Below are 25,904 nucleotides of genomic sequence, written 5' to 3' on the forward strand. Positions count from 1 at the left end.
CACAGCCGCTGCAAATGGCATGACATGCGCTTAAACCTTCAACACCAACTTGCCAAAATTCTCACCGCTGAACAGTTTCAACAAGGTCTCAGGGAAGGTCTCCAGCCCCTCCACGACATCTTCCTTGCTCTTCACCTGCCCACTGGCCAGCCAGCCGGCAATCTCCAGTGCGGCTTTGCCGTAGTCCTTGCTGTAATCCATCACCACAAAGCCTTCCATGCGCGCACGGTTCACCAGCAGCGACAGGTAATTGGCCGGGCCTTTCACCGCTTCCTTGTTGTTGTACTGGCTGATCGCGCCGCAAATCACGATGCGCGCCTTATAGTTGATGCGCGTCAGCACCGCATCAAGGATGTCGCCACCCACGTTGTCAAAGTACACGTCTACGCCTTTCGGGCATTCACGCTTCAGCCCGGCCAGCACGTCTTCGGCCTTGTAGTCGATCACCCCGTCAAAGCCCAGCTCATCCAGCAGGTACTGGCACTTTTCGGCACCGCCGGCAATGCCCACCACGCGGCAACCTTTGACCTTGGCAATCTGCCCGACAATGCTGCCCACCGCGCCGGCCGCGCCGGAAATCACCACGGTGTCGCCCGCCTTGGGCTGGCCGACGTCCAGCAGGGCAAAGTAGGCGGTCATGCCGGTCATGCCCAGCGCCGACAGGTAGCGCGGCAGGGGCGCCAGGTTGGGGTCGATCTTGTGCAAACCCTGGGGCTCGCCGGTGAAGTAATCCTGCACGCCCAGCGCACCGCTCACGTGGTCCCCCGGTTTGAAATTCGGGTGGTTGGAGGCCACCACTTCACCCACGCCCAACGCGCGCATCACCTGGCACAGGGCCACAGGCGGGATGTAGGACTTGCCTTCGTTCATCCAGCCACGCATGGCCGGGTCCAGCGACAGGTACAGGTTGCGCACCAGCACCTGGCCTGCGCCGGGTTGTTCGGCAGGCACGGTCTCGAAATTGAAGTCGTCACGGCGCACGGCGCCGACCGGGCGTTTGGCAAGCAGGAAGCGGCGGTTGGTCTGGGTCATGGCGGGGTCCTTGTGGGCAGTGGAGGGAATCAGGCGTTCAATCTACCTTGTTGATTAAGGCAGGTCCTTAACATCACTGACAGGCATGGTAGCCCAACCGGTGGGGTGATGATGCTGCCCGGCCGGGCGGTGGCTGACTATGCTCTGAACCCCACCATAGCGTCACAGGAGCACGCGATGAGCATGACCTTTTCTGGCCAGGTAGCTCTGGTTACCGGCGCTGCGGCCGGCATTGGCCGGGCAACCGCCCTGGCCTTCGCCCGGCAGGGCCTGAAAGTGGTGGTGGCCGACCTGGACCCGGTCGGCGGCGAGGCCACCGTGGCGCACATCCAGGCGGCGGGCGGCGAAGCGCTGTTCATGGCCTGTGACGTTACCCGCGACGCCGAGGTGCACCAGCTGCACGAGCGCCTGATTGCTGCGTATGGCCGGCTGGATTACGCCTTCAACAATGCCGGTATCGAAATAGAACAGCACCGCTTGGCCGAAGGCAGCGAGGCCGAGTTCGATGCCATCATGGGCGTGAACGTGAAGGGCGTGTGGTTGTGCATGAAGTACCAGTTGCCGTTGCTGCAGGCCCAGGGCGGCGGGGTGATCGTCAATACCGCTTCGGTGGCGGGATTGGGGGCGGCGCCGAAGATGAGCATCTACAGCGCGAGCAAGCACGCGGTGATCGGCCTGACCAAGTCGGCGGCCATCGAGTACGCCAAGAAGGGTATCCGCGTGAATGCCGTATGCCCGGCGGTGATCGACACCGATATGTTCCGCCGCGCCTATGAGGCAGACCCGCGCAAGGCCGAATTCGCCGCCGCCATGCACCCGGTGGGGCGCATCGGCAAGGTCGAGGAAATTGCCAGCGCGGTGCTGTACCTGTGCAGTGACGGCGCGGCGTTCACCACCGGGCATTGCCTGACGGTGGATGGTGGGGCTACGGCGATCTGAGCAGGCACCGCGTCGCCTTCTTCGCGGGCTTGCCCGCTCCCACGGGGCCTCCTCAGCCTGTGGGGGCGGATTAGCAGTCCGGCTGCGCATCAATGTCGCCCTCGGGCAGGATTCCCCCGCCCAAACCATCCTTCCATACGCCATGCGACCCCCACCAAGCTGATACCGACACGCTCATAGCTATTTGACACTATTCTGACGCCAGCCTCTTGTTCATCGGCTGGCAACGTTGCCACCCTTGGCTTTCGGGATAACCTCGCACGCAGAAGGGGAATCGGCATGGGCGCGAGCAAGCACGGTATGCTGGCCAACCTGGGCATGGCCCGCAAACTCGGCCTGGGCTTTGCCCTGGTGCTGGTGCTGACCCTGGCGGTGGCCGGCATTGGCATTGCCGCGCTGCACAGCGTTAGCCAGCGCTTCGACAGCTTGCGCCAGCTGGCCCAGTTCAATACTGACCTGCTGCGCTTGCGCCAGCACGAGCAGGCCTTTGCCCTGCGCTCCGACCTGCAACAGGCCGAGGCCTTGCGCAGCGGCTTGCAGGGCCTGGTCGAACGCGCCCGTGGCCTGCCGGCGCTGGCGGCGGCGGAAACCGACCTGGCAGCCTATGGCCAGGCGTTCGAGGCCTTTGTCGAGGCGGTGCAGGCCAAGGAGCTGGCGCTGGACATGGCCAGTTGGTCGGTTTCCAGCGTGGCCAACAACCTCGACGTACTGCAGGCCGGCCTGGCTGACGACGGCGTGTATACCCTCAAGCAGTCCCAGGGCCAGCAGGGCGGCGCGTTCCTCGAGCAGGCCACGCAGGTGGCGCAGGTGTCGCGGCTGATGCTGCAGGCCATGGACGAAGCGCGGGTACGCCTGGAAAAAAGCCGCAAGGGCGAAGAGGGCGTCAGCCAGGAGCGCATTGCCCAGACCGTCGAAGCCGCCAGCCTTGTCAGCCAGTTGCAGGGCGCTGTCAGCGATGCTGGCTACCAGAGTGTGTTGGGCGAAGTGGCGGGGCACATTGGCAGCTTCTCGGAAAAGCTCAACGAATACACGGACCAGCTAGCCCGCGAGCAGGGCTTGAAGGCGCAGTTGCAGGCCAGTGCCGAGCAAGTCACCAGTCGGGTCGACCAGGCTTACCTGGGGCAGGAGCAGGCCCTGCAGGGCGAATTGCAACGCAATGCCGTAGCCATCGGCCTGGCTACCGCATTGGCGCTGCTGGTAGGTGTGCTGGCCGCCTGGCTGATCACCCGCGCCGTGGTCGGGCCGCTCAAGCATGTGATTGCCCGCGCCCAACGTATCGCTGCCGGCGAGCTGAGCTTCGACGCCCAGGCACCGCGCCGGGACGAAGTAGGGCAGTTGATGCAGGCCATGCAGCAGATGGCGGCGGGCCTGTCGGGCATTGTCAGCGGTTTGCAGCAGGGCATCGAGCAACTGGCCGGCAATGCGCAGGCGCTGTCGGCGGTGACCGAGCAGACCAACCGCGAGGTGGGCAGCCAGAAGGAAGAGACCGAGCAGGTGGCCACCGCCATGCAGCAGATGACCGCCACCGTGCACGATGTGGCGCGTAATGCCGAGGAGGCGGCGCAGGCGGCCCAGGCTGCGGATGAGAAGGTTGATTCCGGGCAGCAGGTGGTGCGCCAGAGCATGCAGCGCATCGAGCAACTGGCGTCGGCGGCGGAGACGGCCAGCGCCGGTATCGACAGCCTCAGTGCCGAGATCCACACCATTGGCGACGTGCTGGAAGTGATCAAGAGCGTGGCTGAGCAGACCAACCTGTTGGCGCTGAATGCTGCTATCGAAGCCGCTCGCGCGGGTGAGCAGGGGCGTGGCTTTGCCGTGGTCGCTGACGAGGTGCGTGCGCTGGCGCGGCGTACCCGGCAGTCTACCGAACAGATCGAGACCTTGGTCGCCAGCCTGCGGGGCAATGCCCAGCAGTCGGTGGCGCAGATTCGCGGCAGTACCGAGCTGGTGCGTTTGGCGGTGGCTGATGCGCTGCAGACCGAAAGCGCGCTGGGCAGCATTGCGGCGGCGGTTTCATTGATCCAGCAGATGAACCAGCAGATTGCCGCGGCGGCCGAGCAGCAGAGTTCGGTGGCAGAAGAGATCAGCCGCAGCGTCACGCAGATCCGTGGTAGTGCCGATCAGGCGGCGTTGGCGATGCAGGACAATGCCCGGTCGAGTATCGAGCTGGCGCAGTTGGGTTCCGACCTGAAGGGGATGGTGGGGCATTTCAGGTTGTGATCTGGGCCTGGGCTTTGTGTGGCCTGAACGGGCCTCTTCGCGGGTAAACCCGCTCCTACAAGGAATACCGCAGGGCTGAATGTTGTGTGATCTCAGTAGGAGCGGGTTTACCCGCGAAGAGGCCCGTTCAGGCTATAAAAAACTCAGGCTCTGCGCGGGTTGAGAATCATCAGGGCCAGTACCCCCGCCACAATCCCCCAGAACGCCGAACCAATCGAGAACAAGGTCAGCCCCGAAGCGGTCACCATGAAGGTGATCACCGCAGCCTCGCGCTCACGCGCTTCGCTCATGGCCACGGTCAGCCCGTTCATGATCGAGCCGAACAGCGCCAGCGCCGCAATCGACAGCACCAGCTCTTTTGGCAGCGCCGCAAACAGCGCCGCCAAGGTCGCGCCGAACACCCCGGCAATGCCATAGAAAATCCCGCACCACACAGCCGCGGTATAACGCTTGGCCGGGTCTTCATGGGCATGCGGCCCGGTGCAGATCGCCGCGCTGATCGCCGCCAGGTTGACCCCATGCGAACCAAACGGCGCCAGCAGCAGCGAGGCAAAACCGGTGGCCGAGATCAGTGGCGAGGCCGGCACCTGGTAGCCGTCGGCGCGCAGCACGGCCACACCCGGCATGTTCTGCGAGGTCATCGCCACCACAAACAGCGGAATGCCAATGCTGATGGTCGCCGCCAGCGAGAAGCTTGGCGTGGTCCACACTGGCGTGGCCACTTCCAGCCGGAAGCCGCTGAAGTCCAGCAGGCCCAGGGCGCCGGACAGCGCCGTACCCACCAATAGCGCGGCCAGCACGCAGTAACGCGGCGACAGGCGTTTGACCAGCAGGTAGCTGAAGAACATGCCCAGTACCAGCAGGGTGCGATGCTGGGCGGCAACGAAGATTTCGCTGCCGATCTTGAACAGGATACCCGCCAGCAGCGCCGAGGCCAGCGAGGCCGGGATGCGCTTGACCAGGCGCTCGAAACTGCCGGTCAGGCCACAGATCAGCACCAGCACGGCACAGGTGATGTAGGCGCCGATCGCTTCGCCATAGCTGACCCCGCCCAGGCTGGTGATCAGCAAGGCGGCGCCGGGGGTGGACCAGGCCACGGTGATCGGTGTGCGGTAACGCAGCGACAGGCCGATGCTGCACACCGCCATGCCGATCGACAACGCCCAGATCCATGAGGAAATCTGCGCGGTGGTCAGCCCGGCTGCCTGGCCGGCCTGGAACATCAGCACCAGCGAGCTGGTATAGCCGGTGAGCATGGCGATGAAGCCGGCGACCACCGCCGACGGGGAGCTGTCTGCCAGGGGCCGCAGGCGTATGGAAGTGGCATCGGTCATGAACAAAATCCTTGTAAAGGTGTAAGCAGTTTTTTCAGACTACAGCGAGCAAGGTTGATCCTTGCCATACAGCGACCATTGCTTTTAGCCGTACAGTCGCCAACTATTGGGTGCAAATGCAGAACTGCTTGGGAGTGGAGGGGGCGATGTACAAGGTCTACGGCGACTACCAGTCGGGCAACTGTTACAAGGTCAAGCTGATGTTGAGCCTGCTGGGCCGGCCATATGAATGGCACCCGGTGGACATCCTGAAGGGCGAGACCGAAACGCCCGAGTTCCTGGCGATGAACCCCAACGGCAAGGTACCGGTGCTGGAGCTGGAAGACGGCAGCTACCTGTGGGAGTCCAATGCCATTCTCAACTACCTGGCCGACGGCAGCGAGTTCCTGCCCACCGAGCCACGCCTGCGCACCCAGGTGCTGCAGTGGCAGTTCTTCGAGCAGTACAGTCATGAGCCCTACATTGCCGTGGCGCGTTTCATCCAGTTCTACCTGGGGTTGCCGGACGAGCGAGTGGAGGAATACCGCAAGCTGCACAAGGGGGGTTACAAGGCACTGAAGGTGATGGAGCGGCAGTTGCAGATGACGCCGTACCTGGTCGGCGAACAGTATTCGATTGCCGATGTGGCGTTGTATGCCTACACCCATGTGGCGCAGCAGGGTGGGTTCGACCTGGCCGACTACCCGGCAGTGAGGGCCTGGCTGGAGCGGGTCAGCAGCCACCCGCGGCATGTGCCGATGGTGGGCTAGTTTATAGCCTGTGCCGGCCTCTTCGCGGGTAAACCCGCTCCCACAGGGAAATCACAGGGCCTGAGGGTAGCGGAGTACCTGTGGGAGCGGGTTTACCCGCGAAAGGGCCAGTACAGGCCACCTGCAAACGGTCAGGCCGACGCGAACCGCTCATCCAGGTAGGCAATGATCGCCTTGGACTCATACATCCAGGTCACCTTGCCCGCTTCTTCAATACGCAGGCACGGCACTTTCACCCGGCCGCCACCTTCCTGCAGGGCCTGGCGGTGTACTGGGTCGTTCTTGGCATCGCGCAGCGCCACCGGCACGTTCAAACGGTGCAGGGTGCGGCGTGTCTTGACGCAGAACGGGCAGGCGTGGAACTGGTACAGCGCCAGGCCCTTGGCCGCTTGCTCGACGCGAGCCTGGGCGGTGGCGTCGCGTTTGCGCTTGGCCGGGCGGCTGATCCAGTCGCCGAACACGATGAGCTGGCCGAGGCCAACCCGCAGGGCTTTGACGATCATGGGCAACTCCTGAAATGAAAAAGCCGACCCGGCAGGGTCGGCTCGGGGTCAGCAGCCAATCACTTGATCAGGCTGAGGAACTCGCTGCGGGTGGCGGCGTTTTCGCGGAACTCACCCAGCATCACCGAGGTGATCATGGTCGAGTTCTGCTTCTCGACACCGCGCATCATCATGCACATGTGCTTGGCTTCGATGACCACGGCAACGCCGGCGGCACCGGTTACCTGCTGCACGGCCTCGGCAACCTGGCGGCTGAGGTTTTCCTGGATCTGCAGGCGGCGAGCGTACATGTCGACGATGCGCGCCACCTTCGACAGGCCCAGTACCTTGCCCTTGGGCAGGTAGGCCACGTGCGCCTTGCCGATGAACGGCAGCATGTGGTGTTCGCACATCGAATACAGCTCGATGTCCCGGACCAGCACCATTTCGCTGTTGTCAGAGCTGAACAGCGCGTTGTTGGTGACTTCTTCCAGTGTTTGCTCATAACCGCGGCAAAGGTACTTCATCGCCTTTGCAGCCCGCTTGGGCGTGTCGAGCAGGCCCTCACGGGAGACGTCCTCGCCAATCTGGCTGAGGATCTCGGTGTAGTTCTGTTCCAGGGACATGGATCTACCTGTGGGAAAAAATCGCAAAAACGAAGGTTACGGCGGTGAGGGCGGCGCTGCAAGCGCGGCGTTACTCGTCGCGGCCTTCGAGCATGGTTCGTTTGAGCATCACATACACCGCGCCGGTGCCGCCGTGGCGGGCGCTGCACGAGGCAAAACCGAGCACCTGCGGGTGCTGGCGCAGCCAGGTGTTGACGTGGCTCTTGATCATCGGGCGCTTGCCGTCCAGGCGCGCGGCCTTGCCGTGGGTAACCCGCACGCAGCGCACTTCCAGTCTGGTGGCCTCGGCGATGAAATCCCACAGGGTTTCGCGGGCCTTTTCCACGGTCATGCCGTGCAAGTCGAGGCTGCCCTCGAACGGGATCTGCCCCAGCTTCAGCTTGCGCAGCTGGCCTTCCTGTACGCCATCGCGGCGCCACAGCAACTCGTCTTCGGCACCAACGTCGATGACGAACTGGTCGGACATGCCGTCGATCACCAGCGCCTTGTCACTGCGCACGGTCGCCGCCTGACGCAGGCCGGCCAGCTTCTGGCGGTCGGCCTTGGGCTTGCCGACTTCGGCGCGGTCGTGCCTGATCGGTTTGACACCGCGCACTTCGGCCTTGAACAGGGAAAAATCGTCGTCTTGCATGATGCCTCCACGTGGGCGGCGTAGTTTACGCGACTGTGGGGCCTTGTGCAGCCTGTGCCGGCCCTTTCGCGGGTAAACCCGCTCCCACAGGGACCGCGTCAGCAGTGCCTCAATCGTGTTTTTTCATCAGGTGCGGCGACAGGTTCAGTTCCCGCCCGCGGCGCAGGCGAATGCGGCTGCGCCGCCAGAAGCGCACGCCCAGCCACAGCAGCAGCAAACCGGCCACGGTGAGGATGCCGGCCAGTGGTTTGTTGGCATTGAGCTCCGCCAGGGCAGGGTAGTTGCCCAGCAAGCCAGCAACGCCGGCCATCGCCAACAGCACGCCAAGGGTCGCCAGCATGGCCGCCAGGCCGGCCGCCAGGCGGGCACCCCAGTTACGCGGTTCGCGCGGGCGCAGGCGCTTGGCGTCGAAACTGCCTTTGAGCTTCATTCCGCTCTCCTCTGTGGATATCCGGAATTCGACCTGGGGCCGCCCATCGGGTTCCGCCCGGCTGCCGGGCGGTTGTACTCAGCCGCTCAGATCAGGCTGGCGGTGGGGGCCACGCAAGCGAAGTTGTCGGCCATCACGGCCATTTCGCACTGGTGGATCTGCGCGGCCGGGATCACCCTATCCTTGAATGCCAGGTCGCGGGTCGCCGAAGCGTCTTCCACCAGGGTGCAGCGGTAACCATAGTCCTTGGCGCGGCGTACCGTGGTGCTGACGCTGGAGTGGCTCATGAAACCGCAGACGATCAGGTCCAGGTGGCCCAGCGCCTGCAGGGTCTCATGCAGCTGGGTGTTCTTGAATGCATTGGGCATGCGTTTTTCGATGACGATTTCGCCTTCCAGCGGCTCCAGCCCTGGAATGAACTGGCCGGCCGGCCCTTGTGGGTCGAAGCGGCCACCGACAGTGCCCAGGTGGCGAACGTGGATGATCGGACGGCCGCTCTTGCGCGCGGCGTCGAGCAACCTGGCGATGTTGGCCACGGCCTCGTCCATGCCCGACAGCGCCAGGGGCCCGCTGAGGTACTCCTTTTGCGCATCGATGATGATCAGGCTGGCGTGGCTCAGCTTGGCCGGCGGGTAGTCGCGGCCAGTGAGGCGAAACATCGTGGTTGGAACGGACATCAAGGGCTCCTTGGATAGGGCTTTTGTATACCTATTCTCCCCTGCCTTGGCGCCAATGGGAATGGTTGACAACGCAAGCGGCATGGTTACTGGCTTGTGGCTAGCCATTGGGTAAGGCAAAGGAACAAATGTGCGGGTGGGGCTGTTAGACTTTTGTCCGGTCTGAATTAGGAGTACCCCGTGATCACATCCCGCCTGCGCACGCTGCGCGACTACATCCGCTGGGCGGTCAGCCGCTTCCACGAGCACGACCTGTTCTTCGGCCACGGTGCCGACAATGCCTGGGACGAGGCCCGCCTGCTGGTACTGGGGGCGGTGCACCTGCCGTGGGAGGTGGCCGACAGCTACCTGGACTGCATGCTCGAGGACGACGAGCGGGTACGCCTGCAGCACCTGCTCAAGCGCCGTATCGAAGAACGCGTGCCGGCCGCCTACCTGTTGGGCGAAGCCTGGTTCTGCGGCATGTCGTTCATCGTCGACGAGCGCGTGCTGGTGCCGCGTTCGCCGATTGGCGAGCTGATCGAGAAACGCTTCGAGCCGTGGCTGGCGAGCGAGCCGGCGCGCATTCTCGACCTGTGCACCGGTTCTGGCTGCATCGGCATCGTTGCCGCCGACGTGTTCCCCGAGGCCGAGGTAGTGCTGGCCGACCTGTCGTTCGAAGCGCTCGAAGTGGCCAACCAGAACATCGAACGCCACGGCCTGGACGGGCGCGTGTACACCGTGCAGGGCGACGGTTTTGGTGGTTTGCCGGGGCAGCGTTTCGATCTGATCCTGTCCAACCCGCCGTATGTCGATGCCGAAGACTTCGACGACATGCCGGTCGAGTACCACCACGAGCCCGAGTTGGGCCTGGCCTGCGGCAACGATGGCCTTGACCTGGTGCGGCGCATGCTGGCCGAGGCGGCGGACCACTTGACCGACAAGGGCTTGCTGATTGTCGAGGTGGGCAACAGCCAGGTGCATGTCGAGGCGCTATACCCCGAGGTGGACTTTGCCTGGCTGGAGTTCGAGCGCGGTGGGCACGGGGTGTTCATGCTGACCGCCGAGCAGTGCCGCCAGCATCAGGAACTGTTCAAGGCCCGGGTCTGATTCCAGGGCCTCTTCGCGGGTAAACCCGCTCCCACAGGTATAGCGTTGCCCTCAGGTGCGACGCGGACCCTGTGGGAGCGGGTTTACCCGCGAATTAGGCGACGCGGTCTCAGCGCGTGGCAATCCAGATCAGCAACCCCGCCTGGAACACCGCAAACGCCACTAGGCAGGTAATCGTAAAGCGCAACCCGCTGTCTTCACGCTGGTACTTGGCAACCCGTTCATCTCGCTCACGCAGTTGCCCTTCCTTCTCCTGCAACTGCTGGTCAGCCTGCTGCAGCAGGCCGGCAGCATCCAGTATCCCCACTCGCTGCAAGCGCTCGCTGTTCCACGCCCCCTTGAGCTCGCCCACCGTCATTTCCACGGTACGGCCCTTCAGATGCTGGCTATCCTCGTACTCCACCTCGATACCCATCCCGCGCAGGCAGTGGTCACGACGCAGGCGTGAGTCTTCGTTCAGCGCATCCTTGCTCGGCAGCGCCATGCCCTCGATCCGGTAGTGCGACCACTTGCGCTGCAGCCATTGCGCGGCCTGGGCCAGCAGGAAGCGGCCGATGCCACGGTTCAGCGGCTCCAGTTGCAGGCCATGTTCATTGCCAATGCGCACCAGGCGCGCGGAGTGGTCGACGCGAATGTCCAGGCGGTTCTGTTCCTTGTGCACCTTCTGCCCGGGCAGCTGGATTTCCATGCGCAGCAGGCTGTGGGCCTTGTCGTGGCGTTCGGCATAGCCGAACTGCACGAAGCGCAGGGGCCGCGCGCCGGTGTTGCGGTCGGTGGGCAGGGCGGCCAGGCGCAACAGCTGGAAGTGTTCGGCGGCCAGCTCGGCCCAGGGCAGGGCAGGGCTTTCCTCGGGCTCTTCGGCTGGCTCTACGGCGGCGGGGGCGGTTGTCATCAGGGCTTGTCCTCAAGTGCGTGCCGGCTGCAAGAGGGGGCACTGCGTGCCCCTTTCGCGACGCAAGGCCGCTCCCACAGGGACGGCGCCGAGCCTGAACCTGGCACTGTCCCTTTGGGAGCGGCCTTGCGTCGCGATGGGCCGCGCCGCGGCCCCAATCTTCGCCGTTACTCCCTTTATCGGCCGTACCGTCCAAGACCTGAGGGTCAGGCAGAAGGCAAATGCTGGATAAACGTCACAATCTGCTCGCCCAGCTCCCTTGCCAGCGGCAACCCAGGGTTGAGGTAGCTGTCGCGCTGCTGGCTCATTGCCTTGGGGCTGATGCGCAGCATGTGGTTCATGCCATCGATCAACACCAGTTGTGCATCCGGCTTGGCCGCCTTCAGTCGTTCGGCGTCGATCACGCCTACCTGCACGTCGTTGCGCCCCTGCACGATCAGCGCGGGCATGGGCAGGCGGGCGAAGGCCGCCGCTGGGTCTTGCTGGAACAGCGAAATCAGGTAGGGCTGCACGCTGGGGCGGAACACCTGACGCAGCGGCGCCGGTACCTCCAGGCTGGTCTGCCCGGCCTGCAGGCGGTCGAGCAGGGCGCTGCCGCCGGCCAGTTGTGCCGGCGGCAGGCGCTGTGCCAGCTGTTCGCGCAGCACGTCGGCCAGCGGTCGGCCGCTGCCAGCCAGGGTAATCACCGCGCTGGCGCCGGCCTGCTCGGCGGCCAGGCTGGCGATCAGCGCGCCTTCGCTGTGGCCGATCAGGATCAACGGGCCGAAGCGCGGGTCGGCCTTGAGCTTGCGGCTCCAGGCGACCACGTCGGCTACATAGCGCTCCACGCTCAGGTCACGCTCGTCGGGCGTGGCCGGCTGGCTGGCGGCCACCCCGCGCTTGTCGTAGCGCACGCTGGCGATGTGTTCGTTGGCCAGCAGCAGGGCCAGGCGCTTGAGGTTGTCGACCCGGCCTGACGCCGGGTTGTTGCCGTCTCGGTCGGTGGGGCCGGAGCCGGCGATGATCAGCACCACCGGTGGCGGGGTTGGCTGTTGCGGCAGCAGCAGGCTGCCGTGCAGCACGCCCTGGCCGGTGTCGAGGTCGATCGGGCGTTGTAGCACGGTGGGGGCGGCGGCCTGGGCCAGGCCGGTGCACAGCAGGAAGAAGAGGGCGACGAGGCGCGACATCATTCGGTACTACATGGGGAGATGAGGGTTTGACCCAGTGTTTGCGGGAAGGTTCGAAGGGGAGGTTGCCTGTACTGGCCTCTTCGCGGGTAAACCCGCTCCCACAGGTACAGCACAATTTTCGCATCTTGTGATGACCCTGTAGGAGCGGGTTTACCCGCGAAGAGGCCAGCACAGGCGATCAATCCATCTGTATACTGCCGCTTTCGTTCACTTCAGGCAGATCTCGCGGAGCGTCCATGTCCGGCAATACCTACGGCAAGCTGTTCACTGTCACCACCGCTGGCGAGAGCCATGGCCCGGCGTTGGTCGCCATTGTCGATGGATGCCCACCGGGCCTGGAGATTTCTCTCGACGACCTGCAGCACGACCTTGACCGGCGCAAGCCCGGCACCAGCCGGCACACCACCCAGCGCCAGGAAGCCGACGAGGTGGAAATCCTCTCCGGCGTGTTCGAAGGCCGCACCACCGGCTGCTCGATCGGCCTGCTGATCCGCAACACCGACCAGAAGTCCAAGGACTACTCGGCGATCAAGGACCTGTTCCGCCCGGCCCACGCCGACTACACCTACCACCACAAGTACGGCGTTCGCGACTACCGCGGCGGTGGCCGCAGCTCGGCGCGCGAAACCGCCATGCGCGTGGCCGCCGGTGCCATCGCCAAGAAATACCTGGCCACCCAAGGCATCACCGTGCGCGGCTACATGAGCCAGCTGGGCCCGATCGAAATCCCGTTCCAGACCTGGGAGTCGGTGGAGCAGAACGCCTTCTTCAGCCCTGACCCGAGCAAAGTGCCGGAGCTGGAGGCCTACATGGACCAGCTGCGCCGTGACCAGGACTCGGTGGGTGCCAAGATCACCGTGGTCGCCGAAGGCGTCATGCCGGGCCTGGGCGAGCCTATCTTCGACCGCCTCGATGCCGAACTGGCCCACGCGCTGATGAGCATCAACGCGGTCAAGGGCGTGGAAATCGGCGCCGGCTTCGCCAGTGTGGCCCAGCGCGGCACCGAGCACCGTGACGAACTGACCCCGGAAGGCTTCCTCAGCAACAACGCTGGCGGCATCCTCGGCGGTATTTCCTCGGGCCAGCCGATCGTTGCTCACCTGGCGCTGAAGCCGACCTCCAGCATCACTACCCCGGGCCGCTCCATCGACATCGACGGCAACCCGGTGGACGTCATCACCAAAGGCCGCCACGACCCGTGCGTGGGCATCCGCGCCACGCCGATCGCCGAGGCGATGATGGCCATCGTGCTGATGGACCACCTGCTGCGCCACCGCGCGCAGAATGCCGATGTGAAGGTGAATACCCCGGTGCTGGGCCAGCTCTGATTCGCCAGTACCGGCCTCTTCGCGGGTAAACCCGCTCCCACAGGAATATCACTGGGCCTGAGGGCAGTGGGGTACTTGTGGGAGCGGGTTTACCCGCGAAGAGGCCGGTACAGGTCCCCACAAGGCCACCCCATGCAACCAATCCCCTCCCACAGGAATATCACTGGGCCTGAGGGCGGTGAGGTACCTGTGGGAGCGGGTTTACCCGCGAAGAGGCCGGCACAGGTCCCCACAAGGTCACCCCATGCAACCAATCCCCTACTGGCGCCTGTCCAGCTTCTACCTGTTCTACTTCGCCCTGCTCGGCTCCACCGCCCCGTTCCTGGCGCTGTACTTCGACCACCTGGGCTTCTCTCCGGCACGCATCGGCGAGCTGGTGGCCATACCCATGCTCATGCGCTGCATCGCCCCCAACCTGTGGGGCTGGCTGGGTGATCGCACCGGCCAGCGCCTGCTGATCGTGCGGCTGGGCGCATTGTCGACCCTGGCCACCTTCGCCCTGATCTTCCTTGGCAAAAGCTACGCCTGGCTGGCGCTGGTCATGGCCCTGCACGCGTTCTTCTGGCATGCGGTGCTGCCGCAGTTCGAGGTCATCACCCTGGCCCACCTGCACGGGCAAACCGCGCGCTACAGCCAGGTGCGCCTGTGGGGCTCGATCGGCTTCATACTCACCGTGGTCGGCCTGGGCCGGCTGTTCGAGTGGCTGAGCCTGGACATCTACCCGGTGGCGCTGGTCACGATCATGGCCGGCATCGTCGCCGCCAGCCTGTGGGTGCCCAATGCCCAGCCGGTGGAGCAGGGCGAGCGCAGTGGCGCGGGCGGCTTCCTGCAGCAACTGCGGGCGCCGGGGGTGGTCGCGTTCTACGCCTGCGTGGCACTGATGCAGCTCAGCCATGGGCCGTACTACACCTTCCTCACCCTGCACCTGGAGCACTTGGGCTATGCCCGGGGTGCCATCGGTCTGCTGTGGGCACTCGGGGTGGTGGCCGAAGTACTGGTGTTCATGGCCATGAGCCGTATCTTCGCGCGCTTTTCGGTGCAGCGGGTGCTGCTGGCCAGCTTCGTGCTGGCGGCGCTGCGCTGGCTGTTGCTGGGCAACCTGGCCGGCGAGCCGGCGGTGCTGGTGTTTGCCCAGGTGTTGCACGCGGCCACCTTCGGCTGCTTCCATGCCGCCAGCATCGCTTTCGTGCAGGCCAGCTTCGGCGCCCGCCAGCAGGGCCAGGGCCAGGCGCTGTATGCGGCGCTGTCGGGCACTGGCGGTGCGCTGGGGGCATTGTATTCGGGTTACAGCTGGAAACTGCTGGGGCCCACCTTCACCTTTGGTATGGCCAGTGCCGCAGCCTTGGCTGCAGCCGTTATCATTGCCCTTTGTTCGCAACCGACCAGGACCCGCCCCTGATGAGCATTCTCAGCGTTTTCCACCCCTCCAGCCCGGAACTGCCGAACAAGGTGTTGACCCACCACGACGATATCGTTGCCACTCTGGCCGAGCAGGGCGTGCGCTTTGCCCATGCCGAGCATGGCCTGCGTGTGCGCCCTGGCACCGCCCAGGAGGAGGTACTGGAGGCCTGTCGCGAGCACCTTGACCAGTTGATGACGGCGCATGGCAGCAAGGCTTTCGTGTTACTCAACCGTGAGGGTGAGGCCCCTGCGCAGGTGGACGTTCGCGATGAGCATGTGCATGACGCCGACGAGGTGTTTGCCGTGGTCAGCGGGCGGGCTCAGGTTGGCCTGCGTGCGGGGGATTGGGTGTATTCGGTGCTGTGCGAGAAGGGCGACCAGCTGGTGCTCCCGGCGGGGACTCGGCGCTGGGTCGAGCTGGGCGATACACCGTTTTGCTTGGCGTTGCGGTTGTACAGCAGCGAGGAAGGGATGCAGCCGAGGTTTACCGGGGATGTGACTGCGCGGGCGTTTCTGGGCATCGACGAACTGTAATGGCTTTACCGGCCTCTTCCCGGGCGAGCCCGCGAAGAGGCCAGATCAACCAATACAAAACTCAGCGATAAGTCGGCAAGGCAAACCGCTGCTGGCTCTGCAGCATCGAAATCACCGGCAATTCACTGGCCTGCTCGGCCAAATCGCGGCGAATCGCACTGATCGCCCAGGACAGCTGCTCGGCACTGTGCAATTGCGCGTAGGTCAGCACGCGGCGGGTGACCTTGCCATCAGCTGCGCGCAGAGTCAGCAGCACACCGCCGTCTGGGCGGGCCTGGGTATTCACCTGGTAGGCCGAAAATACCGAAACGAACTTTTCCTGGATGAGGTCCATATCAACTCCTGGCTGTTGCGTGGCAGACGTGAGTTGATCGTTGCAGTGACCGTGCCAGGAAGCTTTTTCTGAAAAAATCCTTTAATTTCAGTAGGTTACGTATTTTTCGTCGAGGCGCTTTCGTGCAACCTGCATGGTCGTGCATTTTGCACAGTGCATATTGCACGACCCGCGGCCAGCTATCAGCCCGATAGAATCTGAACCTTTGACCCGGCAGCCTTGCCTGACAAAGACTTGGGCAACGATTTCTGCCAGGAGGTTCCAAATGTCCAGCCAACCCACGCCCACCACCATGACCGACGACGAAACCGCCGCCTTTGCCGAGCAGGTGTTCGAACGTGCCCGCCAGGGCGATGCCGAGATGCTCGGGCGCCTGCTGGCCAGCGGCCTGCCGGCCAACCTGCGCAACCACAAGGGCGACACCCTGCTGATGCTGGCCAGCTACCACGGCCACCACGACGCAGTGCGTGTGCTGCTGGCGCATGGCGCCGACCCGCTGATTGCCAACGATAACGGCCAACTGCCCATCGCCGGCGCCGCGTTCAAGGGTGACCTGGCCATGATTCGCCTGTTGCTGGAGCACGGCGTACCGGTGGACGCCGCCGCGCAGGATGGCCGCACCGCACTGATGCTGGCAGCCATGTTCAACCGCAGCGAAATCCTCGAGTACCTGCTGGCCCAGGGGGCCGACCCGGCCCGTCAGGATGCCCGCGGTATCACCGCACTGGTGGCAGCGCAAACCATGGGGGCCGTGGACGCCGCAGCGCGCCTGCAAGTGCTGGCCGGCTAACCGCAAGGGGGCATTTGCGGCTATCCTTGGCGACTTTTCACCCGTCGCAGGCCCCCTTTCATGAAAACTCAGTTGCTCGAATTCATCAGCCTCATTGGCGCTGGCTGCATGCGCGAGGAAGACATCGAGCGCATCGCCGACGAGGCCGCCCAGGCCTACGCCGACCCCGCTGCCTTCCTGGCCGCCAACCCCGACATCAACTACGACGACAGCTTCCCCATTCCGCTGGGCGAATGGGTGGTGCTGGGCAGCCTGCCGGACACCGTGGTGTTCCAGGCCGACAGCTACCAGGACCTGTTCCAGCAGATCAGCGACTCGTTCGACCAGAGCGTGCCGTTCACCCTCAAGCCCAAACAACTGGCCCGCACCGAGCCGCTGACCGCGCTCAATCGCATTCAGGTGCAGATGGGGGCGCTGAACAAGGAGGCGGGTGGGTATGTGCTGCTCAACTTCAGCCAGTTGCTGGATGACGAGCTGCAGATGGTGATGGTAGGGCAGAACGACCTGGCGCGGGTGCTGGAGCTGGGTGCTGAGGTGGGGATCAAGGTCGAGCCGGCGCTTGAGGCGTTGAAGGTCGCCGTACACGTCTGATTTCCGCGTTTGCTTCTTCGCGGGTAAACCCGCTCCCACAGGGATATCACTTCCCTCGGGCCCAGTGAGATCCCTGTGGGAGCGGGTTTACCCGCGAAGAGGCTGGTACAGGCAGCTTCAATCTTCAGCCCAGCGCGGTATCGAGGAACATCATCACCGCAAACCCACCCATCAACCCCAGGGTCGCCGCCGTCTGGTGCCCATTGCGGTGGGTTTCGGGAATCACCTCGTGGCTCACCACAAAAATCATCGCCCCCGCCGCCAGCCCCATGCTGACCGGGTAGGCCAAGGCAAAGCCGGTCGAAATCCCCAGGCCGATCACCGCACCCAGCGGCTCCATCAGCCCCGACCCGATCGCCACCAGCGCGGCTTTCAGGTTCGACAACCCGGTAGCGCGCAAGGCCAGCGCCACGGCCAACCCCTCGGGGATGTCCTGAATTGCGATGGCGCTGGTCAGCGGCAGGCCGATGTTCATGTCGCCATTGGCAAAGCTCACGCCAATGGCCATGCCCTCAGGCAGGTTGTGCAGGGTAATCGCCAGCACGAACAACCACACCCGGCTGATGCGCTCGGCCTCCGGGCCGCAAGGGCCGGTGCTTTCGTGTTCATGCGGGGTGAAGCGGTCCAGGCCCAGCATCAGCAGCACGCCCAGGCCCATGCCCAGCACCACGGTAAAGGCCGCGGCCGGGCCGTTGCCGGTAATTTCGCGGGCGGCATCCAGGCCCGGCAGAATCAGCGAAAACGAACTGGCCGCCAGCATCATGCCGGCGGCAAAACCCAGCATCACATCCTGGGTGCGGGCCCTGACATCGCGCAGCACCACTGCCAGCACCGCGCCCAGCGCCGTGGCGCCAAAGCCGGACAACCCGCCCAGTGCGGCCAGGTGCAGGTTTTCGGCGTGGTCGCCGTTCACTGCGTTCCACAGGCTGGCGGCCAGCAGTAGCAACACCGCCAGCAGGCTCAACCCCAGGCCGGCGCTGAGCCACGGGGTGTTCACGGCTTGCTGGCGCCAGGCGTTCAGCAGCGAGGTCGGGGCGGCGCTTTGAGTGTGGGCGGGGGGCATGTGAACCTCGAATCAGTGATTAACGGCAGTCTACTCAGGGACCTGCGGCAATCGCCAAGGATTCCCTTCTATCGCCTTGATAGCTGACTATGCTGTGCAGCAAAGCCTTTGACAGGAGTTTTGGCATGGGGTCGACGTTCAACAGCCTGGTCGGGCTGATCATCCTGGCGCTGGATATCTGGGCCATCCTGAATGTGATCAAGAGTGGCAGCGAAGTGGGCATCAAGGTGTTGTGGATCCTGCTGATCGCCTTGCTGCCGGTGGTGGGGCTGGTGATCTGGGCGATCGCCGGGCCACGGGGGAATGTGCGGATCTGAATGGCTGTGCTGGCCTCTTCGCGGGTGAACCCGCTCCCACAGGGGGATCACTGGACCTGAGGGCAGTGATCCCCCTGTGGGAGCGGGCGTGCCCGAGAAGAGGCCGTAACAGACAAAAGCGGCAACACCCCCGTGACAAAATTTTCACATTGGTTTAAACAGAATCCGCACCCGCACAATGCTGCGTTGGTATACACCTGCGCCATCTCCGCAAACCCGCAATCCTAGGACCTTCCCATTCATGGCTAACCTGGACGCCTTGAAGCAACGGGGCGCGCGAGCGTCGTTCTCGCCCACTCTGAAATCCCACCTGGCCTACACGCTGCTCAGCGGCCTGGTGATCATGCTGATGCTCAGCCTCGTGCGCCTGGCGCTGCTGGTCTACAACAGCGACATGATCGGCGATACCCCCAGCGCGACCGTCGCAGAAGGCTTTCTCAATGGCTTGCGCTTCGACCTGCGGGTAGTGGTGTACATCAGCATTCCGCTGCTGCTGGCCATCCTCAGTCCCTGGGCCATGGCCCGGCGTGGCCTGTTCCGTTTCTGGCTGACCATCACCTCGAGCGTGGTGATGTTCCTCGGCCTGATGGAAATGGACTTCTATCGCGAGTTCCACCAGCGCCTCAACGGTTTGGTGTTCCAGTACATCAAGGAAGACCCGAAGACCGTGCTGAGCATGCTCTGGTACGGCTTCCCGGTGGTGCGCTACCTGCTGGCCTGGCTGTTCGGCACCTGGCTGCTGAGCCTGCTGTTCAAGGGCATCGACCGCATGACCCGTGGCAACGGTGCCGGCGAGGTCACCCTGCAGCGCCGTGCAGCGCCGTGGTACAACCGCCTGGCGGTGTTCATGGTGATCCTGCTGGTGGCCGTGGTCGCCGCCCGTGGCACCCTGCGTCAGGGCCCGCCGATGCGCTGGGGTGATGCCTTCACCACCGATTCCAACTTCGTCAACCAGCTGGGCCTGAACGGCACCCTGACCCTGATCGATGCTGCCAAGAGCCGCTTCGGCGAAGACCGCGCCAACATCTGGAAGCCGGTGCTGGAGCAGGACGTAGCCACGCAGAGCGTGCGCGAGCAGCTGCTGACCGCCCACGACACCCTGGTCGATGCCGACGAGGCTGCAATCCGCCGCGACTTCGTGCCGCCGGCCGAGCGCACCCTGCCGATCAAGAACGTGGTGGTGATCCTGATGGAAAGCTTCGCCGGCCACTCGGTGGGCGCGCTGGGCAGCCCCAACAACATCACCCCGTACTTCGACAAGCTGGCCAAAGAAGGCCTGCTGTTCGACCGCTTCTTCTCCAACGGCACCCATACCCACCAGGGCATGTTCGCCACCATGGCCTGCTTCCCCAACCTGCCAGGCTTCGAGTACCTGATGCAGACCCCGGAAGGCGGCCACAAGCTCTCCGGCCTGCCAGCCTTGCTCAGCGCCCGCGATTACGACGACGTTTACGTCTACAACGGCGACTTTGCCTGGGACAACCAGTCCGGGTTCTTCGGCAACCAGGGCATGACCACCTTCATTGGCCGTAACGACTTCGTCAACCCGGTGTTCTCCGACCCGACCTGGGGCGTGTCCGACCAGGACATGTTCGACCGCGGCGCCGAAGAGCTGGCCAAGCACGATGGCAAGAAGCCGATCTACGCGCTGCTGCAGACCCTGTCCAACCACACCCCGTACGCACTGCCCAAAGACCTGCCGGTAGAGCCGGTAACCGGCCAGGGCCGCCTGGACGAGCACCTCACTGCCATGCGCTATTCGGACTGGGCGCTGGGGCAGTTCTTCGAGAAGGCGCGCAAGGAGCCGTACTTCAAGGAAACCCTGTTCGTCATCGTTGGCGACCATGGCTTTGGCAACCACCAGCAGGTCACCGAGCTGGACCTGGGCCGCTTCAACGTGCCGCTGCTGCTGATTGCCCCAGGCATCCAGGAGAAGTTCGGTGCGGTCAACCACACCGTGGGTACCCAGGTCGACATCGTGCCGACCATCATGGGCCGCCTGGGTGGCCAGGCCCGTCACCAGTGCTGGGGCCGCGACCTGCTCAACCTGCCTGAGGGCGACCAGGGCATGGGCATGATCAAGCCATCGGGCAGCGAGCAGATCGTCGGCCTGGTACAGGGCGACCGTATCCTGATCGAGTCCAAGGACATGACCCCGCGCATGTACCGCTACCAGCTGGGCAGCGAGTTCAAGGCCGAGCTGATCGAAAGCCAGGACCAGCCGGAAATGCTGAAGAAGCTGGAAGCGTATATCCAGACTGCGACCAAGAGCTTGCTGGATAACACTGCTGGTGTAGTGCACGGCACGCCTAAGTAAGGCTGCAACAGGGGCCGCTTTGCGGCCCATTCGCGGCGGTTCGACGCATCGATGAACCCGCTCCCACAGGGATATCACTGCCCTCAGACCCTGTGAAATCCCTGTGGGAGCGGGTTTACCCGCGAAGAGGCCGGCACAGACTGAACATTCTCCCCACCTCAAGGTCACTTGTTTCAGGCATCACACACCCGGTGTTCGTTGACTTAGAGGGTTCGTTCAATGAAAGAGTGGGAAGTCATCTTTGCCGACCAGAAGGGCGTGCTCACCACCCTGACGCTGCACGGCGACCAGTGCCCCAGCGAGGAGGACGCCGCGCGGGCCATCCGTTCGCACCTGTTCCCGGTGATGGACGAGCTGGACCTCAACGACTTCCAGGACCGCACCATTTCCCCCACCGCACGCTGGCTGAAGGAGCAGAGTGGCGTGACCATCACCAGCATCCACGAAACGCCCTGAACCACACGTTTGCGTGGTGCCCTTGCAGGCACTACGCTGCATGAAGGTGCCGGCCTATTCTGCGGGTCGGCACCGCATCCCTTCGCGTCTTGCATCAGCTCGAACTGCCCGGCCGCTGCCGGCAGGTGCGTAGTGCACGGAAAGTCTATCCATCGCATTATTCAGGAGGACGTTTCATGAGCAGCCAGAACGACGATATCAGCAGCAACGTCCTGCGCCAGATGAAGGCAGGCGGTTTCGACTTCACCCAGATCCATCCCATCGAGTTCTACGCCATATTCCCCGACGAAGCAGGGGCCCGCCGTGCGGCCGGGCAGTTTCGTGGGGAATCGCTGAATGCCCAGGTCAAGGAACTGGGCGACGGTGCATGGCATCTGGAACTGAGCAAGGTCATGTATGCCACCCATGGCGGGATTGGCGACTTTGAAGAGGCCTTCGAGCAGCTGGTGACACCTTATGGCGGTGAGGTGGAAGGGTGGGGGGTCAAGCAGGAGCGGCCCATAGCCTGAGAGTTTTGTGTTGCCTTCTTCGCGGGCAAGCCCGCGAAGAAGCACACACAGCCCTCAAGGCCTGCGCCCAGCCATATGCCCCAGGTAAGCCAGCAATTCATCCAGCTCCGCTTCACTCAAGACACTCTCTGCAAACCCCGGCATCTTCGCCTGCGGCCACTGCCGCAGGCTTTGCGGGTCACGAATCAGCTGGCGTAGATATTCCGGCCGAAAATACTCGGTCGGGTTATGCGGCACATTCAGGTCCGGCCCCACCTGTGCATCCCCTGCGCCATTCAACCTATGACACGCCAGGCAATTCTGCTGGAACAAGGCAAAGCCTCGGCGCACCGGGCTGTCGGCCGGCAACTTCGGGTCGGGCAGCAGCGCCGGAAAACGCGCTTCGACGGAGGCCAGCTTGCGAATCGTGGAAATCTGGAACGGCCACTGCTCCGGGCGGATACCGCTGGCCTGCGGTGCAGTCCACACCAGGTAGAACGGTCCCGCACTCGGCTTGCCTTGGCCCAGTGGTGGCCATGGCCGGTCAGTTTCCTCCACCGCCAGCCAGGCCTGTGCCGGCCCCTGCTGCAACAGTGGCGCTGCGGGCATTTCGGCGGCAAAACCGTCCAGCGCCACTGCCTGCAGGTGGTCGCTGGCGCTCACGCCGTCCAGCAGCGCGGCCAGCGGCACAGCCCGATAACGCATGGGCTGCTTGTAGGAAACGTCCTGGTCGATGCTGATGTCCCGGGCCTGCGGGTGGTCGAGCAGTTCTTCACTGCTCCATTGGCGCGTCGTAGCGCCCAGTTCAAGGTGCAGTTGCGCCGCCGACAGCGGCAGGCTCAGGAGCAACACTAACAGTGCAAGGCAGTGGCGCATGGGTAATCTCCGACCATCAAGGCCAGCAGGTTACCTGTGCGTTGCCTGTTGGCGCCACAGCGGCAGTCAGCCGAACAAACGTGTAAGGTTCGGCAGGATCAGCAGCAAAGTCGTGGCGAAGAGAATGAGCCCAGCTTGGCGAATTTTCGATTGTCTGAACATGGCGGACCGCCTTCTTGTTGTTATTCCTGAATACCCGTTGGCTTCCCTGTCGCGCTTCGGGTCGATCGCAGTGGCGTTGCGTGACGCCTGAACTGCCTGCCTCTTGAAAGTGGATATACAACCAACAGTAGGGTGTGCGTCATCCATGTTTGAGAACCCTTTGTTCTAATGTGGTCGGTCATTAATTTCTTCGAGCTATGAGGCCAAGTGCCAGCCGGCTGGCATGCTCTCGCTAGACGGTGGCGCAAGTGCCAGCAGGGCACCGATGAAATGTGACCGTTCGTCAGTGCGGCCTACTTGCTTGTACGTGCCTTTCGCGTCAGTCTCTACAGCAGATTCCCACCCATGTCGTTCAGGACTATCCCTATGTCGTTACGCATCTGCATCCTTGAAACCGATGTCCTGCGACCGGAGTTGACCGCGCAGTACCAGGGCTACGGCAGGATGTTCGAGCAGCTCTTCTCGCGTCAGCCGATCGCCGCCGAATTTCGTGTGTACAACGTGATGAACGGCGATTACCCCGCCGACAACGAAGTGTTCGATGCCTATCTGGTGACGGGCAGCAAGGCCGACTCGTTTGGTACCGACCCGTGGATCCAGACGCTCAAGGCCTACCTGCTGAAGCTGTACGAGCGCGGCGAGAAGTTGCTGGGTGTATGTTTCGGCCACCAGTTGCTGGCGTTGACCCTGGGTGGCAAGGCCGAGCGTGCCGAGCAGGGCTGGGGCGTGGGTATCCACCGCTATTCGCTGGCGGCCCATGCGCCGTGGATGGACCCGGAGGTGTCGGAGCTGACCTTGCTGATCAGCCACCAGGACCAGGTGACCGAGCTGCCGGAAGGCGCCACGGTGATCGCCTCCAGCGATTTCTGCCCGAACGCTGCGTACCACATTCGTGACCAGGTGCTGTGCTTCCAGGGGCACCCCGAGTTCGTGCACGACTACTCCCGCGCGCTGCTCGATGCGCGCCAGGAGTTTCTGGGTGATGAGGTGTACCACAAGGCCGTGGCCAGCCTGGCCACCGAGCACCAGGGCGACCTGGTGGGGGAGTGGATGTTGCGGTTTATCCAGCAACCGGTGAGCAAACACGACGCGGCGTGAGGGCACGGGGGCCGCAAAGCGGCCCCGACAATCTCAAAGCCAGCCAGACTTCTTGAAGCTGGCATACAACGCGGTACAGCCCAGCCCGATCACCCCCAGTACCCCGAAGTACCCATAGTGCCACCCCAACTCCGGCATGTTCTGGAAGTTCATCCCGTAAACCCCGGCAATTGCCGTGGGGAACGCCAGGATCGCCGCCCAGGCTGCAAACTTGCGCTGCACGATGCTCTGCCGTGACGACTCCAGCAGCATGCCGATCTCGATGGTCTGGCTGGCGATGTCACGGATACCGGCCAGGTCTTCCATCTGCCGCGTCACGTGGATTTGCACGTCACGGAAGTACGGGCGCATGTTCTTGTCGATGAACGGGAAGCTCAGGCGCTGCAGTTCCTCGCTCACTTCCACCATCGGTGCCACGTAGCGGCGCAGGCGCAGGATGTCGCGGCGCAGGCTGTGCAAGCGGCGGATATCGTCCTCTTGCAGCGAACCGCCAAGCACGCTCTGCTCCAGCTCCTCGATCTCGCCATGAATGGCCTCGCTGACCGGCTGGTAGTTCTCGGTGACGAAGTCGAGCAGGGCGTACAGCACGAAGTCTTCGCCGTGCTCCAGCAGCAACGGCCGCGCCTCGCAGCGTTGGCGCACCAGGGCATAGGATTTGGAGTGGCCGTTGCGGCAGGTGATGATGTAGCCGTTGCCGGCGAAGATGTGGGTTTCGATGAACTCCAGCTTGCCTTCGTGGCGCACCGGCGAATAGGTGACGATGAACAGGGCGTCGCCGAAAGTTTCCAGCTTGGGCCGGCTGTGCTTTTCCAGGGCGTCTTCGATGGCCAGTTCGTGCAAATTGAACTGACATTGCAGGTTGGCCAGTTCCTCAGCGTTGGGCTCTTCCAGGCCAATCCACACAAAATGCCCTGGCTTGCGTGCCCATTCGCTGCCTTCGTCGATGCTGATGTTGGTGACCTTTCTGCCGGCGCTGTATACCGCCGATGCCACGACTCGACCCATGGTTGTTCGCTTATTCCGGTTGGACACGGGTTACAGCTTGGGCTGTAGTGGGCTCAAGAGCAACCTAGCTCTTGGCCAGTTCCCCTTCCATGCGGTCGATGCATTGCTGCATCTGCCCGCGGCACTGTTCGATCAGCGCCGGCAGGTCCTGCAGGGTCATGCCCGCCGTGGCGATCGGTGGCAGCGAGCGCACGATCACCGTGCGCTGGCGCCAGCTGTTCAGGCTGAGGCGCCCGGCATAGCGGCTGACGCATACCGGCACGATCGGCACTCCGGCCTCGATGGCCATGTGAAACGCGCCTTTCTTGAAGGCCAGCAAGTGCTCGCCGGGATTGCGCGTGCCTTCGGGGAAAATCCAGATCGAGGTGTCGTCCTGCAGTACCCGGGTGGTCTTCTGCATGGCCTTGCGTGCCTGGTAGGCATTCTTGCGGTCGACCAGCACGTTGCCACCCAGCCAGAACAGCTGGCCGAACAGCGGGATCCAGCCCAGGCTTTTCTTGCCGATGGCGACGGTGCGCTGCGGCACCACCTGGCCTAGCACGAACAGGTCGAAGTTGGACTGATGGTTGGCGACGATCACGCAGCCTGGCGGCTGATCCCACAGCGGGCCGACTTCGGCCTTGACCCTGATGCGCATCAGCCAGGTGGCCGGCAGGCTGTAGAGGCGTGCGAACACGCGGCTGTTGTCGGGGTTGAAGGGGCGGCACAGGCCAATGACCAGGCCCAGGGCCCCAACCACAAGGAAATGCAGCGCCAGCAGGAACATGCGCAATGAATAAAGCATGGTACGACTCACACCAGACAGTCGCCGGGCAGTGTACGGATGTGCACTGGTCGGGGCAAACCCTGGTGCAAGCCTGTACTGGCCCTTTCG

28 protein-coding genes and 1 pseudogene are annotated in these 25,904 nt (G+C 63.8%); 15 read left to right on the forward strand and 14 right to left on the reverse strand.

Features of this window, described 5'->3' with window-relative positions:
* Positions 1 to 30: 30 nt before the first annotated feature.
* A complete protein-coding gene (locus NY023_RS07550) occupies positions 31 to 1,032 on the reverse strand; it encodes an NADP-dependent oxidoreductase (protein WP_013971496.1) in 1,002 nt (333 codons plus the stop codon).
* Positions 1,033 to 1,209: 177 nt separating this feature from the next.
* On the opposite strand from NY023_RS07550, the gene NY023_RS07555 reads away from it, so the two are divergent.
* From NY023_RS07555 to NY023_RS27690, 3 genes and pseudogenes are all read left to right on the forward strand, one after another.
* Complete coding sequence (locus NY023_RS07555) at positions 1,210 to 1,971, forward strand: SDR family oxidoreductase (RefSeq protein ID WP_013971497.1); 762 nt, start codon at positions 1,210 to 1,212, stop codon at positions 1,969 to 1,971.
* Positions 1,972 to 2,802: 831 nt separating this feature from the next.
* Positions 2,803 to 3,282, forward strand: a pseudogene (locus tag NY023_RS27685) (methyl-accepting chemotaxis protein); the annotation flags it as partial.
* 204 nt (positions 3,283 to 3,486) lie between these two features.
* Positions 3,487 to 4,191: a methyl-accepting chemotaxis protein gene (locus NY023_RS27690; RefSeq protein ID WP_410479880.1), complete on the forward strand. Its 705-nt coding sequence runs from the start codon at positions 3,487 to 3,489 to the stop codon at positions 4,189 to 4,191.
* A gap of 143 nt (positions 4,192 to 4,334) precedes the next feature.
* Here the strand turns inward: NY023_RS27690 and NY023_RS07565 are convergent, their stop codons facing one another.
* Positions 4,335 to 5,525 carry a benzoate/H(+) symporter BenE family transporter gene (locus NY023_RS07565; RefSeq protein ID WP_044046915.1) on the reverse strand — a complete coding sequence of 397 codons (1,191 nt, stop codon included), beginning with the start codon at positions 5,523 to 5,525 and terminating at the stop codon, positions 4,335 to 4,337.
* Between the two features lie 146 nt (positions 5,526 to 5,671).
* On the opposite strand from NY023_RS07565, the gene NY023_RS07570 reads away from it, so the two are divergent.
* Positions 5,672 to 6,274 (forward strand): glutathione S-transferase family protein, encoded by a 603-nt coding sequence (locus tag NY023_RS07570; RefSeq protein WP_013971500.1) that lies wholly within the window; start codon positions 5,672 to 5,674, stop codon positions 6,272 to 6,274.
* Between the two features lie 131 nt (positions 6,275 to 6,405).
* Here the strand turns inward: NY023_RS07570 and NY023_RS07575 are convergent, their stop codons facing one another.
* The 5 genes from NY023_RS07575 to NY023_RS07595 form a co-directional block, all read right to left on the reverse strand.
* Positions 6,406 to 6,777, reverse strand: a complete 372-nt coding sequence (locus NY023_RS07575) for a glutaredoxin family protein (protein WP_013971501.1) — start codon at positions 6,775 to 6,777, stop codon at positions 6,406 to 6,408.
* A gap of 59 nt (positions 6,778 to 6,836) precedes the next feature.
* Positions 6,837 to 7,382 (reverse strand): GTP cyclohydrolase I FolE, encoded by a 546-nt coding sequence (gene folE / locus NY023_RS07580; RefSeq protein ID WP_013971502.1) that lies wholly within the window; start codon positions 7,380 to 7,382, stop codon positions 6,837 to 6,839.
* 70 nt (positions 7,383 to 7,452) lie between these two features.
* Entirely contained in the window at positions 7,453 to 8,013 is a 561-nt protein-coding gene (locus NY023_RS07585; protein ID WP_013971503.1) for a Smr/MutS family protein, read from the reverse strand.
* Positions 8,014 to 8,122: 109 nt separating this feature from the next.
* Positions 8,123 to 8,443 carry a hypothetical protein gene (locus tag NY023_RS07590; protein ID WP_013971504.1) on the reverse strand — a complete coding sequence of 107 codons (321 nt, stop codon included), beginning with the start codon at positions 8,441 to 8,443 and terminating at the stop codon, positions 8,123 to 8,125.
* 86 nt (positions 8,444 to 8,529) lie between these two features.
* Complete coding sequence (locus NY023_RS07595) at positions 8,530 to 9,120, reverse strand: cysteine hydrolase family protein (protein WP_015269349.1); 591 nt, start codon at positions 9,118 to 9,120, stop codon at positions 8,530 to 8,532.
* Positions 9,121 to 9,300: 180 nt separating this feature from the next.
* Here NY023_RS07595 and prmB point away from each other — a divergent pair, with 180 nt between their 5' ends.
* Entirely contained in the window at positions 9,301 to 10,209 is a 909-nt protein-coding gene (gene prmB / locus NY023_RS07600) for a 50S ribosomal protein L3 N(5)-glutamine methyltransferase (RefSeq protein WP_013971506.1), read from the forward strand.
* Between the two features lie 109 nt (positions 10,210 to 10,318).
* On the opposite strand, the gene NY023_RS07605 is transcribed toward prmB, so the two are convergent.
* Positions 10,319 to 11,101 carry a hypothetical protein gene (locus tag NY023_RS07605; RefSeq protein ID WP_013971507.1) on the reverse strand — a complete coding sequence of 261 codons (783 nt, stop codon included), beginning with the start codon at positions 11,099 to 11,101 and terminating at the stop codon, positions 10,319 to 10,321.
* A gap of 206 nt (positions 11,102 to 11,307) precedes the next feature.
* On the reverse strand, positions 11,308 to 12,270 hold the full coding sequence (locus NY023_RS07610) for an alpha/beta hydrolase (protein ID WP_013971508.1): 963 nt from the start codon (positions 12,268 to 12,270) through the stop codon (positions 11,308 to 11,310).
* A 236-nt stretch (positions 12,271 to 12,506) separates the two neighbouring features.
* Between NY023_RS07610 and aroC the strand changes: the two genes are divergently transcribed.
* The 3 genes from aroC to NY023_RS07625 all read left to right on the forward strand — a co-directional run bounded on the left by aroC (position 12,507) and on the right by NY023_RS07625 (position 15,533).
* Entirely contained in the window at positions 12,507 to 13,598 is a 1,092-nt protein-coding gene (gene aroC / locus NY023_RS07615; RefSeq protein WP_003260967.1) for a chorismate synthase, read from the forward strand.
* A gap of 244 nt (positions 13,599 to 13,842) precedes the next feature.
* Positions 13,843 to 14,997 carry an MFS transporter gene (locus tag NY023_RS07620; RefSeq protein ID WP_015269353.1) on the forward strand — a complete coding sequence of 385 codons (1,155 nt, stop codon included), beginning with the start codon at positions 13,843 to 13,845 and terminating at the stop codon, positions 14,995 to 14,997.
* The gene (locus NY023_RS07625) at positions 14,997 to 15,533 is read left to right on the forward strand and encodes an oxidase (RefSeq protein ID WP_024086505.1); all 537 of its coding nucleotides are present in this window, start codon (positions 14,997 to 14,999) and stop codon (positions 15,531 to 15,533) included. Before NY023_RS07620 ends, NY023_RS07625 begins: the two co-directional genes overlap by 1 nt.
* 61 nt (positions 15,534 to 15,594) lie before the next feature.
* Here the strand turns inward: NY023_RS07625 and NY023_RS07630 are convergent, their stop codons facing one another.
* A complete protein-coding gene (locus tag NY023_RS07630) occupies positions 15,595 to 15,867 on the reverse strand; it encodes a DUF3509 domain-containing protein (RefSeq protein WP_013971511.1) in 273 nt (90 codons plus the stop codon).
* Between the two features lie 265 nt (positions 15,868 to 16,132).
* On the opposite strand from NY023_RS07630, the gene NY023_RS07635 reads away from it, so the two are divergent.
* Together NY023_RS07635 and NY023_RS07640 are read left to right on the forward strand one after the other, a co-directional pair.
* Positions 16,133 to 16,657 (forward strand): ankyrin repeat domain-containing protein, encoded by a 525-nt coding sequence (locus NY023_RS07635; RefSeq protein WP_013971512.1) that lies wholly within the window; start codon positions 16,133 to 16,135, stop codon positions 16,655 to 16,657.
* A gap of 60 nt (positions 16,658 to 16,717) precedes the next feature.
* A complete protein-coding gene (locus NY023_RS07640; RefSeq protein WP_013971513.1) occupies positions 16,718 to 17,248 on the forward strand; it encodes a hypothetical protein in 531 nt (176 codons plus the stop codon).
* Between the two features lie 124 nt (positions 17,249 to 17,372).
* Here the strand turns inward: NY023_RS07640 and NY023_RS07645 are convergent, their stop codons facing one another.
* Positions 17,373 to 18,311 carry a ZIP family metal transporter gene (locus NY023_RS07645; RefSeq protein WP_013971514.1) on the reverse strand — a complete coding sequence of 313 codons (939 nt, stop codon included), beginning with the start codon at positions 18,309 to 18,311 and terminating at the stop codon, positions 17,373 to 17,375.
* 125 nt (positions 18,312 to 18,436) lie between these two features.
* On the opposite strand from NY023_RS07645, the gene NY023_RS07650 reads away from it, so the two are divergent.
* From NY023_RS07650 to NY023_RS07665, 4 genes are all read left to right on the forward strand, one after another.
* Positions 18,437 to 18,628, forward strand: a complete 192-nt coding sequence (locus tag NY023_RS07650; RefSeq protein WP_012271091.1) for a PLDc N-terminal domain-containing protein — start codon at positions 18,437 to 18,439, stop codon at positions 18,626 to 18,628.
* A 241-nt stretch (positions 18,629 to 18,869) separates the two neighbouring features.
* Entirely contained in the window at positions 18,870 to 20,945 is a 2,076-nt protein-coding gene (locus NY023_RS07655) for an LTA synthase family protein (RefSeq protein ID WP_013971516.1), read from the forward strand.
* Positions 20,946 to 21,164: 219 nt separating this feature from the next.
* Positions 21,165 to 21,401, forward strand: a complete 237-nt coding sequence (locus NY023_RS07660; protein ID WP_013971517.1) for a hypothetical protein — start codon at positions 21,165 to 21,167, stop codon at positions 21,399 to 21,401.
* A gap of 176 nt (positions 21,402 to 21,577) precedes the next feature.
* On the forward strand, positions 21,578 to 21,910 hold the full coding sequence (locus NY023_RS07665) for a ribonuclease E inhibitor RraB (protein ID WP_003260395.1): 333 nt from the start codon (positions 21,578 to 21,580) through the stop codon (positions 21,908 to 21,910).
* Positions 21,911 to 21,964: 54 nt separating this feature from the next.
* Here the strand turns inward: NY023_RS07665 and NY023_RS07670 are convergent, their stop codons facing one another.
* Entirely contained in the window at positions 21,965 to 22,765 is an 801-nt protein-coding gene (locus tag NY023_RS07670) for a c-type cytochrome (protein WP_024086506.1), read from the reverse strand.
* A 528-nt stretch (positions 22,766 to 23,293) separates the two neighbouring features.
* Here NY023_RS07670 and NY023_RS07675 point away from each other — a divergent pair.
* Entirely contained in the window at positions 23,294 to 24,025 is a 732-nt protein-coding gene (locus tag NY023_RS07675) for an amidotransferase (RefSeq protein WP_013971519.1), read from the forward strand.
* Positions 24,026 to 24,058: 33 nt separating this feature from the next.
* Here NY023_RS07675 and NY023_RS07680 read toward each other — a convergent pair whose 3' ends face one another.
* Both NY023_RS07680 and NY023_RS07685 read right to left on the reverse strand, forming a co-directional pair.
* Positions 24,059 to 25,030, reverse strand: a complete 972-nt coding sequence (locus NY023_RS07680) for a magnesium and cobalt transport protein CorA (protein ID WP_015269363.1) — start codon at positions 25,028 to 25,030, stop codon at positions 24,059 to 24,061.
* 64 nt (positions 25,031 to 25,094) lie between these two features.
* The gene (locus NY023_RS07685) at positions 25,095 to 25,814 is read right to left on the reverse strand and encodes a lysophospholipid acyltransferase family protein (protein WP_003260398.1); all 720 of its coding nucleotides are present in this window, start codon (positions 25,812 to 25,814) and stop codon (positions 25,095 to 25,097) included.
* Between the last annotated feature and the right edge of the window lie 90 nt (positions 25,815 to 25,904).

The sequence above is a fragment of the Pseudomonas sp. NBB genome, assembly GCF_032701105.1.
Classification (GTDB): Bacteria; Pseudomonadota; Gammaproteobacteria; order Pseudomonadales; family Pseudomonadaceae; genus Aquipseudomonas; species Aquipseudomonas asiatica.

What these genes read in the sequence shown, in the direction of transcription:
- NY023_RS07595 (WP_015269349.1), bottom strand. Translation starts at nt 9,120, where the DNA reads ATGTCCGTTCCAACCACGATGTTTCGCCTCACTGGCCGCGACTACCCG.
- NY023_RS07620 (WP_015269353.1), top strand. Translation starts at nt 13,843, where the DNA reads ATGCAACCAATCCCCTACTGGCGCCTGTCCAGCTTCTACCTGTTCTAC.
- NY023_RS07550 (WP_013971496.1), bottom strand. Translation starts at nt 1,032, where the DNA reads ATGACCCAGACCAACCGCCGCTTCCTGCTTGCCAAACGCCCGGTCGGC.
- NY023_RS07670 (WP_024086506.1), bottom strand. Translation starts at nt 22,765, where the DNA reads ATGCGCCACTGCCTTGCACTGTTAGTGTTGCTCCTGAGCCTGCCGCTG.
- NY023_RS07565 (WP_044046915.1), bottom strand. Translation starts at nt 5,525, where the DNA reads ATGACCGATGCCACTTCCATACGCCTGCGGCCCCTGGCAGACAGCTCC.
- aroC (WP_003260967.1), top strand. Translation starts at nt 12,507, where the DNA reads ATGTCCGGCAATACCTACGGCAAGCTGTTCACTGTCACCACCGCTGGC.
- NY023_RS07575 (WP_013971501.1), bottom strand. Translation starts at nt 6,777, where the DNA reads ATGATCGTCAAAGCCCTGCGGGTTGGCCTCGGCCAGCTCATCGTGTTC.
- NY023_RS07590 (WP_013971504.1), bottom strand. Translation starts at nt 8,443, where the DNA reads ATGAAGCTCAAAGGCAGTTTCGACGCCAAGCGCCTGCGCCCGCGCGAA.
- NY023_RS07680 (WP_015269363.1), bottom strand. Translation starts at nt 25,030, where the DNA reads ATGGGTCGAGTCGTGGCATCGGCGGTATACAGCGCCGGCAGAAAGGTC.
- NY023_RS07555 (WP_013971497.1), top strand. Translation starts at nt 1,210, where the DNA reads ATGAGCATGACCTTTTCTGGCCAGGTAGCTCTGGTTACCGGCGCTGCG.
- NY023_RS27690 (WP_410479880.1), top strand. Translation starts at nt 3,487, where the DNA reads ATGACCGCCACCGTGCACGATGTGGCGCGTAATGCCGAGGAGGCGGCG.
- NY023_RS07640 (WP_013971513.1), top strand. Translation starts at nt 16,718, where the DNA reads ATGAAAACTCAGTTGCTCGAATTCATCAGCCTCATTGGCGCTGGCTGC.
- NY023_RS07655 (WP_013971516.1), top strand. Translation starts at nt 18,870, where the DNA reads ATGGCTAACCTGGACGCCTTGAAGCAACGGGGCGCGCGAGCGTCGTTC.
- NY023_RS07675 (WP_013971519.1), top strand. Translation starts at nt 23,294, where the DNA reads ATGTCGTTACGCATCTGCATCCTTGAAACCGATGTCCTGCGACCGGAG.
- NY023_RS07650 (WP_012271091.1), top strand. Translation starts at nt 18,437, where the DNA reads ATGGGGTCGACGTTCAACAGCCTGGTCGGGCTGATCATCCTGGCGCTG.
- NY023_RS07610 (WP_013971508.1), bottom strand. Translation starts at nt 12,270, where the DNA reads ATGATGTCGCGCCTCGTCGCCCTCTTCTTCCTGCTGTGCACCGGCCTG.
- NY023_RS07635 (WP_013971512.1), top strand. Translation starts at nt 16,133, where the DNA reads ATGTCCAGCCAACCCACGCCCACCACCATGACCGACGACGAAACCGCC.
- NY023_RS07605 (WP_013971507.1), bottom strand. Translation starts at nt 11,101, where the DNA reads ATGACAACCGCCCCCGCCGCCGTAGAGCCAGCCGAAGAGCCCGAGGAA.
- NY023_RS07570 (WP_013971500.1), top strand. Translation starts at nt 5,672, where the DNA reads ATGTACAAGGTCTACGGCGACTACCAGTCGGGCAACTGTTACAAGGTC.
- NY023_RS07660 (WP_013971517.1), top strand. Translation starts at nt 21,165, where the DNA reads ATGAAAGAGTGGGAAGTCATCTTTGCCGACCAGAAGGGCGTGCTCACC.
- NY023_RS07685 (WP_003260398.1), bottom strand. Translation starts at nt 25,814, where the DNA reads ATGCTTTATTCATTGCGCATGTTCCTGCTGGCGCTGCATTTCCTTGTG.
- NY023_RS07665 (WP_003260395.1), top strand. Translation starts at nt 21,578, where the DNA reads ATGAGCAGCCAGAACGACGATATCAGCAGCAACGTCCTGCGCCAGATG.
- NY023_RS07645 (WP_013971514.1), bottom strand. Translation starts at nt 18,311, where the DNA reads ATGCCCCCCGCCCACACTCAAAGCGCCGCCCCGACCTCGCTGCTGAAC.
- folE (WP_013971502.1), bottom strand. Translation starts at nt 7,382, where the DNA reads ATGTCCCTGGAACAGAACTACACCGAGATCCTCAGCCAGATTGGCGAG.
- NY023_RS07630 (WP_013971511.1), bottom strand. Translation starts at nt 15,867, where the DNA reads ATGGACCTCATCCAGGAAAAGTTCGTTTCGGTATTTTCGGCCTACCAG.
- NY023_RS07625 (WP_024086505.1), top strand. Translation starts at nt 14,997, where the DNA reads ATGAGCATTCTCAGCGTTTTCCACCCCTCCAGCCCGGAACTGCCGAAC.
- NY023_RS07585 (WP_013971503.1), bottom strand. Translation starts at nt 8,013, where the DNA reads ATGCAAGACGACGATTTTTCCCTGTTCAAGGCCGAAGTGCGCGGTGTC.